The sequence below is a fragment of the Enterococcus sp. HMSC072F02 genome (genome assembly GCF_001837725.1).
GTDB classification, from domain to species: domain Bacteria; phylum Bacillota; class Bacilli; order Lactobacillales; family Enterococcaceae; genus Enterococcus_B; species Enterococcus_B lactis.
In genome coordinates, this window is sequence record NZ_KV833971.1 from 1 (window position 1) to 7828 (window position 7828).

8 protein-coding genes and 1 riboswitch are annotated in these 7828 nt (G+C 39.1%); of the genes, 1 reads left to right on the forward strand and 7 read right to left on the reverse strand.

Translation table 11 applies throughout. The features are described from left to right. Positions 1-141: 141 nt before the first annotated feature. Genes HMPREF2731_RS11820 through HMPREF2731_RS11835 form a run of 4 tightly spaced genes read right to left on the reverse strand, consistent with a single transcriptional unit; the run spans position 142 to position 3242 of the window. Complete coding sequence (locus HMPREF2731_RS11820) at positions 142-426, reverse strand: hypothetical protein (RefSeq protein ID WP_002287356.1); 285 nt, start codon at positions 424-426, stop codon at positions 142-144. A gap of 17 nt (positions 427-443) precedes the next feature. After that, positions 444-1334: a YicC/YloC family endoribonuclease gene (locus HMPREF2731_RS11825; RefSeq protein WP_002293063.1), complete on the reverse strand. Its 891-nt coding sequence runs from the start codon at positions 1332-1334 to the stop codon at positions 444-446. Positions 1335-1353: 19 nt separating this feature from the next. After that, complete coding sequence (locus tag HMPREF2731_RS11830; RefSeq protein WP_002293064.1) at positions 1354-1572, reverse strand: YdbC family protein; 219 nt, start codon at positions 1570-1572, stop codon at positions 1354-1356. Continuing rightward, positions 1542-3242 (reverse strand): patatin-like phospholipase family protein, encoded by a 1701-nt coding sequence (locus HMPREF2731_RS11835; RefSeq protein ID WP_070873061.1) that lies wholly within the window; start codon positions 3240-3242, stop codon positions 1542-1544. Before HMPREF2731_RS11835 ends, HMPREF2731_RS11830 begins: the two co-directional genes overlap by 31 nt. Before the next feature lie 256 nt (positions 3243-3498). On the opposite strand from HMPREF2731_RS11835, the gene HMPREF2731_RS11840 reads away from it, so the two are divergent. Further along, a complete protein-coding gene (locus HMPREF2731_RS11840; RefSeq protein ID WP_002293067.1) occupies positions 3499-4272 on the forward strand; it encodes a hypothetical protein in 774 nt (257 codons plus the stop codon). An 81-nt stretch (positions 4273-4353) separates the two neighbouring features. Here the strand turns inward: HMPREF2731_RS11840 and thiT are convergent, their stop codons facing one another. The 3 genes from thiT to glmU form a co-directional block, all read right to left on the reverse strand. Further along, positions 4354-4923 carry an energy-coupled thiamine transporter ThiT gene (gene thiT, locus HMPREF2731_RS11845; protein ID WP_002293068.1) on the reverse strand — a complete coding sequence of 190 codons (570 nt, stop codon included), beginning with the start codon at positions 4921-4923 and terminating at the stop codon, positions 4354-4356. A gap of 65 nt (positions 4924-4988) precedes the next feature. Beyond that, positions 4989-5091: riboswitch (TPP riboswitch) on the reverse strand. A gap of 5 nt (positions 5092-5096) precedes the next feature. Next, positions 5097-6068, reverse strand: a complete 972-nt coding sequence (locus HMPREF2731_RS11850) for a ribose-phosphate diphosphokinase (RefSeq protein ID WP_002287347.1) — start codon at positions 6066-6068, stop codon at positions 5097-5099. 93 nt (positions 6069-6161) lie between these two features. Next, entirely contained in the window at positions 6162-7535 is a 1374-nt protein-coding gene (gene glmU, locus HMPREF2731_RS11855) for a bifunctional UDP-N-acetylglucosamine diphosphorylase/glucosamine-1-phosphate N-acetyltransferase GlmU (protein ID WP_002293070.1), read from the reverse strand. Positions 7536-7828 lie beyond the last annotated feature (293 nt).

A 7828-nucleotide genomic window follows, 5' to 3' on the forward strand; every position in this document is an offset into this window, starting at 1 on the left:
CACCTTTTACTTGACTAATCGTAGGAAAAAGGTTGTGACACGAATTTTGTCACAACCTTTAAATGTATTCCTAGAGCAAAGAAGCTAAGCGTAGAAATGCAATCCTGATTATTTATTGTATTTCTTTGTTCAGCATCCTTGCTAAAAGCCCATATTGGACAAAGTATTCACTACACCCATGATCTCATCTTTTCGAGAACGTGCTTTTTCTGTCGGATCTTCTACCTCTTCTGTGTCGATTCGAACAATAAATTTCCGATTCATCGTCACGTAAGCACCGTCGTTGATCAAAATAAACAGTTCGTTCTCATTATAGTCTGCACAGGCATCTTTCCATACGTCAAAGCCGTTTTTTTCAGAAGGGATATCCCGTTTAACAACAGTTTTTCCACTTAATTCGTGGAACGTTACGTCATAGTATTTCATTGTCTCTACCTCTTTCGTCATTCAATATTTTGGACCTGTTCTCTGATTTTTTCTAAGATCGTCTTGGATTGGACGACTTGATTTTTAATTTCGATTGCATTAGATTTGGAACCGATCGTGTTGATTTCCCGATTCATTTCCTGGATCAAAAAATCTAATTCTCGCCCTACAGGACATTGCGCCTCGATAAGTTCATCTAGTTTTTGGACATGGATTGCCAAACGGTCCAGTTCCTCGTGGATATCTCCACGTTCCAGCAAGATAGCCAACTCCGTCAGCAACCGTTGCTCATCCACTTTCGCTCCAAGAAATTCCTCCAGCTTTTTTTGATACCTTAATTGAAATTCCTGTTCATAGACGTCTACAAAACTATTGAGTTTTTTTAGTACTTGTTTGAATTCTTCCGTGTTCTTTTTCAGCACTGAAGCTAAGGCTTGTCCTTCTTTTTCTCGACTGGCTTCAATAGAATCAAGTGCACTTTTCAATGTATCTAGAGCTAACTGTGCCAATTCTTCCATGCTCTCTTCCGGTTTTTCTTCTACCGTTACGAAGTTTTCATCCAGCGCGAAGCGTTCCGCCAGCCGACGAATTGACACTTGATTTTGACTCCCGTATCGTTGTTGAATCCCGTCTGTCAATTGGGTGATAAGTGAATCAATCAATTCCCAGTTGATGACGATCTGCTTTTCGTTTTTGCCAATATAAGCTAGATTCACAAATACCTCGATCCGTCCGCGGCTTAACTGCTGTTTGATAAGCTGACGAAAATCGTTTTCAATAAAGTTCAGGATTTTAGGACTTCGTATTTGGACATCTAGAAAACGCTGATTGACACTTTTTATTTCGATATCCAGCTGATATGCTTTTGTTTCGCGGATGGCTTTGCCAAAACCAGTCATACTTTTCATTCGACAGGGTCCTTCCTCATTACATATTTTCTATTGCTTTTTGCAGTTGTTCAAACTCTTCGTTCGTCAGTGTCAGCCCTTTCCCCATCTTTTCATGGTCGGGTGCCCAATCTCGAAGATCGAATTTCGGCGGACGACCATTCCAGCTGACTAAGTTCAGCTCTTTACGCCATCCTTTGTTGTTTTCTGATAAAACAGCGATTTCTTCTACGATTTCATATGAAAATTCTTGTGCCATGGTTGTTCCTCCTTGAGATAATATAAATATAGGATCAGTAATGTGTCAACTGGCTGTTCAAGCAGTTCACGCTGCAAACGATCCTTACATTTTTCTTGCAGCAGTTTTTCAAAATAAACGGCTTTCGTGCGTTCATTTTGTATTTTCTGCTGATATTTTCGATACCTCCGCCATTCTTCTGTACTTAATTGACCAACTTGTGCCAATAAATCGTCTGGCATACTTTTTTTATCTTGTCGGCAGATCATTTGAAACATCCAATCTACTTCATAGACTTTGTTTGGCAATAAAAAATGTTTTTTTGCTAAAAGTTCCAGCATCGCCAGTCCGCATGTTTCTGGTTCGACCCTGTTCTTATATATATTACGCAGTTTTTGCCAAAATTTTATGGTTTTGAAAAAAGATAGCTCTAACTGAAGTTCTTTTATTAAGTAAGATAAAAATCCACGCCAGCATGTTCCTGCTTGTTTGACAGAATCAAATGTATACCAATTCCCGTAATAACAGCCTAATCGTTTTTTCATTTCCAGATAGCCTAATTGTAAATTTAATTGGTTTCTTTGGCTATCAAAAAGCAGAAAGCTGCCAAGCGTCCACAATGTTTGACATTTCCAATGGATAAACGTATCTGGCACACGGATTCTTTTCGCTGGCCCTGGTCCTTGCACATCCACGACAAACGCCTCTGTTGCGCCTTCGTTAATCGCGATGTCAATAGGAATTTTGTTACGATATCCACCATCTGCATATTTATTTTTTCCGATCTTTCGGTAAGCCATAGCAGGATAAAATGAAGCAGAGGAAAGTATCCAATCTGGTATTTCTTCTGTTTTTGTTTGTTGGATAGCAGTCACTACTTCCGCTAGTTCTGGCAATTTAGTAGACACCGTGTATAAACGTATTTTGGAATTGTATTTGAGCAAAGACAAATCTAAATTTTCCTTGACCAGCTTTTCCAATGGCGCAGACGAAACCCCACCTTCAACTAGTGCCGTTTTCGTCATTTGGCGTCTTTCTTGATAGAAACGTTCACGCAAGTCTTCTACGTCAGCCATTTCTGGTAACGCAAGCACTTGTCTGGTTGATAGCTTTTTCCATAAACCCACAGCTTTTTCCATGTCTCCTTGTAAAATCAATGCGCCGTTCAGCGCACCTACCGAGGTCCCAGTGATGATTTCAAATTGGATGTTATGTTCCTTCAGCGCCTGCCATACACCAATCTGATAGGCACCGTGTGCTCCCCCTCCTCCTAATACAAGTGCTGTGTGATAGACCAGCTTTTTATTTAGTTGCATGGTTCCTTGATAGCCGTTTTTATGAAAAATACGCAACCATTCTTCTGATAGAGGAGATTGAAATAAAAAACAACAGTTTTCTTTAATAAAAAAACGAGCGCAAGCTTCCATATGCTGAAAAAGTTTTTGCCATTCAAAAGTTTCGCCTTCGATCAGCAAGTTATTAAAAATAACATCTTCTCTACTTTTATCAATAGTAAAATAGATGGTATATTTTTTTGATACTGCTTCAAAGGCACATTGCTTTTTTGCAGAATGCCAAAATGCTTCTCTACTTTCTTGATGGCTTTGAAAAAACGGAAGAGGTTGTTTTGCTTGGTTGATACGCGAATACAGCGACATTTTCTGTGAAAAGTAAACTTTTTTTATCTCCATCGCTTTCTCCTTTTTCTTCAAGTATACCAGTACGTCGAAAAAAGTTCATGAGTATCGTATTCGACTTTGGATATTCCATAAGAAAACAATTCATAAAACCACCTTTAAATAAAAAATACAAAAATTAATTGAAAATGAGAGTATTTTTAATGAAAACGTGATTTTGTAATGGAATTTTAAAATAAAAGAAACAAGCTTTTTTTATGCAAATGTTGTAAAATAAAAGAGATTAAGAGGAAATAAGAGGAGGAACATGATGACTGAGTCAGTTTATGTACATATTGATACCACAAGTAATGCTGTTTTAACAAAAGGACTGACTGCTACTGATTTTGCAAACAGTATCGTGCATTTTCCTCAAAACTTGCTCTTGCTTGATCCATCTGCTTCTGCTGGAGAATACGAATCTCATACAGGGCTGAAAGTAATCCGTGGTACAGAAAATATCCAGCGTTTCTTTTCCTCTTCTCGAAACAGGCGTGGATTCGATGAATTGAAGTGGATCGACTTTACTGATTTAACGATGCTGAAAGAATTGACACCTTTAGAAATTTCAGAATTGTTATATTTTGGCCATATGAAAACACACCTCCACTCACCATTTTTTTATAAGCTACAAAATAATTTCGTGTACTTCGATCTGAACGATCAATTGAACCGAATTTATTATCGCTATTTAGATGAATTTTACAGGATTTTTGCTAGTAAATTAAGTTCTATCCTGTCAGATAAGATCAATGTAAAAAAATCATTTTTTAAAAAGGAAACACCTGTTGAAAAAATCAGTGTGGAATTATTGAAAGAAATGCGTAATTTAATGCAGGAAGGGATCATTTTTTCTTTTGATCAAGTTGGTTTGATCGATGACGAATACCGTATTCCTATTTATGTGATTGAGGACTATATTTGGAAATTGAAAGGTACTCGGTATCGGGAAGAAGAAGTCGTCGCTACTTTAATCTACTCTGTCAACGATCGGCGCTGGCAATTGGTAGAAGATGCCGGTCTTTCTTATCTGCCATTGAAGTGAATCTATTTCTTACCGAAAAACAAAAAGGAAACAAGAAACTAGGACATGATTTTGTCTCAAGCTTTTTGTTTCCTTTTTTATTTAAAGATTCTGTCGTTTATCTGGCACAAAAAGCGATGGAATCGTTTGTTGGATCCCTAATAAAACGATCATCGTCACAATCGCTGTGCTCAACCCACTAGCACCATTCATTACGAAAGAAAAGAGCCAAGGATTCATCCCCCATAGTGCATAGGCTCCCCAGAAAACAACTCCCGCAATAAAATGCCAAAAATATCTGGAAAGTGCGCCAATCAATGCACCAAACACTATGTTTTTTCTGATTTGTTTCGTATTTCCATCTGCATAGCTTTTTTGGACATTTGAAGCCATGAGCCCTGCTGCACCTGCAAAAGTATAAGCAATCGGATACTCAATCAACACTTGAACGACACTTAAATAATAAACTTGTCCCAACGGAAAGTGTAAGATCCCCCAAATGAAACCTGCCAGCATCCCTGCCTTTGTCCCTCTTCTTAACGCAAAAAGCGTCAACGGAATCTGCCCTAATGAAATAGAAAAGCTGCTGCCGATCTGGATTGGTATCAATGACAGCACCATCGCTAACGCTGCAACAATCGTTCCTTCTACCCAAACTCTATTTTTTCCCATAAAAAAACTTCCTCCTTTGAATAAAAAAGTCACAAAGGAGGGAGCAGCTTTCGAAAAATTTCAAACAGCTGTTTTTTCACAATTCCTACGCTCGCATAACCGAAACAGGTACGAAGGGTTTAGAAATAGATTCAATCTCAGCCCAATTGGACTCCCCTTTGTGAGTTTATTTATTATTTATTTTTTGTTTCAAATAATGGACTAACTGGTTTGTTTTCATGGATACGTTTGATTGCATCTCCCATTAGTCCGCCAACACTTACTTCATCGATTTTATCGATTTTACGATCTTCTGGAAGATAGATCGAGTCTGTGACAACTAGTCGCTCGATAGCTGAATCTTCTATTCTTTGTAAAGCAGGACCAGATAATACTGGATGGGTACATGAAGCATACACACTTGTTGCACCAGCTTCTTTCAAAGCATTGGCAGCCAATGTGATCGTACCTGCTGTATCGATCATATCGTCGATCAGTACACAAGTTTTGCCTTTGACTTGTCCAATGATGTTCATTACTTCTGCAACATTTGCTTTTGGACGGCGTTTGTCGATGATCGCAATCGGAGATTTCAAGAATTCCGCTAATTTACGTGCTCGTGTAACGCCACCGTGGTCTGGTGAAACAACGACAACATCGTCGCCTTTGATTCCTTTTTCCAAGAAATAATTAGCAATAAGTGGCGCACCCATCAAATGATCGACGGGAATATCAAAGAAACCTTGGATTTGGACTGCATGAAGGTCCAAAGTCAGCATTCGTGTTGCACCGGCTTTTTGAATCATGTTTGCTACTAATTTCGCTGTGATTGGTTCCCGTGCACGTGCTTTACGATCTTGACGCGCATAACCATAATAAGGCATGACTACGTTGATTGTTTTTGCACTTGCTCGTTTCAGTGCATCAATCATGATCAGCAACTCCATCAAGTTATCATTGACTGGGCTGCTCGTTGATTGGATCACATAGACATGCGATCCACGAATACTTTCTTCAATGTTTACTTGAATTTCTCCATCACTAAATTGAGTAACAGATGATTTTCCTAACTCGACACCGACTGCTGCTGCAATTTTCTCTGCTAATGGGCGATTGGAATTTAACGCAAAAATTTTTAATCTTGGGTCAAAGTAATGTTTTGACATGGGGACCTCCACTTTCTTTTTCACAACTCTAGAATTCTACCTAATAAATAGTAGTCATATTTTTTAAATAAATCAAGTGATTTTGCAAAAGTCTTAGTTTAGATAAGGGAGTTTTTTGGCATATCCTTCTTTATTGACCTGTCTTGCTCTCGCAATTGCCAGCGCATATTCTGGAATATTGTCTGTAATTGTTGACCCGGCAGCAATCGAACTGTTTTTAGCTACCTCGACAGGTCCGATGATATTCGTGCTAGAACCAATAAAGCTGTGGTCGCCGACAGTCGTATGATGCTTGTTCTTTCCATCATAGTTGACGAAGACAACACCACATCCGACATTGATCTCTTCTCCCAACGTAGCATCACCAACATAAGTCAAGTGACCGACTTTCGTTCCTTTGCCGATTTGAGCATTTTTCACTTCCACAAAGTTTCCGATATGGACGTTTTCGCCAATTTCAGCTTTTGGTCGTAAATGTGCATAAGGTCCCACATCTGCATGTTTCTTGACATGGCTGCTTTCAATGACTGAGTTTTCAATGACGACGTGATCCTCAATCATACTGTCTACGATTTTTGAATGTGCCCCGATGACACAATCAGAACCGATGACTGTATTGCCTTGGATTTGTACACCTGCTTCGATCAATGTGTCTGGACCAATCTCTACGCCTGCATCGATGTATGTCGTTGCTGAATCGACAAAGCTTACGCCATTGACCATATGCATCTGGTTGATCCGCTTTCTCATGATCTCATTTGCTTTAGCTAACGCGATCCGATCATTGACTCCCATTGATTCTTCGAAATCATCTGTTTGATAAGCAGCAACTGTATTGCCTTCTTCTTTTAAGATTTCGATGATATCTGTCAGATAGTATTCACCTTGAGCATTGTTTGTTCCGACTTTGCTTAACGCATCGAATAAAGCTTCGTTGTCAAAACAGTATGTTCCTGTATTGATTTCTTGTACAAGTGCTTCTTCTGGTGTTGCGTCTTTTTGTTCCACGATTTTTTCTACGATCCCAATATGGTCACGAATGATCCGACCATATCCTGTTGGGTTTTCTGCTTGTGCCGTCAAGATCGTCGCACTTGCATTTTTTCCTTGGTGATATTCAAAAAGATTGTTCAGCGTTTCAGTAGTCAATAATGGTGTATCGCCACTGATAACTAACGTCGTTCCTTTTTTTCCTTCCAAGAAAGAAGCGGCTTGCAAAACAGCATGTCCTGTTCCCAATTGCTCCGCCTGTAACGCATATTTACTGCGTTCTCCTAGTTGTGCTTTGACTTGTTCTGCTCCGTGTCCAACGATGGTAATCACTTCATCTGGTTTCGTTTCACTGACCCGATTGATGATATGTTCTACCATAGGTTTACCAGAGACGGGATGTAAAACTTTATATAATTTTGACTTCATGCGGGTACCTTTCCCTGCCGCCAAAATAATTGCATAACGTGCGTCCAACTGCGTCACTCCTAAATATAGTTTGCTGATTTCAGTTTATCCCAGTATACCCATTTTTTCAACAAAACAAGTGATTTTCTTTCATTACGGTGTTCTTTGGATAAAAAAATAGATAGACCATAAAGGGCCTATCTATTGGGTAACCGGCGCTCTCCTACCAACCCCTCAGTCACAAGTCACACTACTCATAAAACATGAAAAGCTGTTTTTTGAAATCGTTTCTTGTGACTTAGAGTTAAACGGTAGGCTTACAACCTCTAGATAAACGGTGTTCAAAAGCCAGTTTCTCGGTA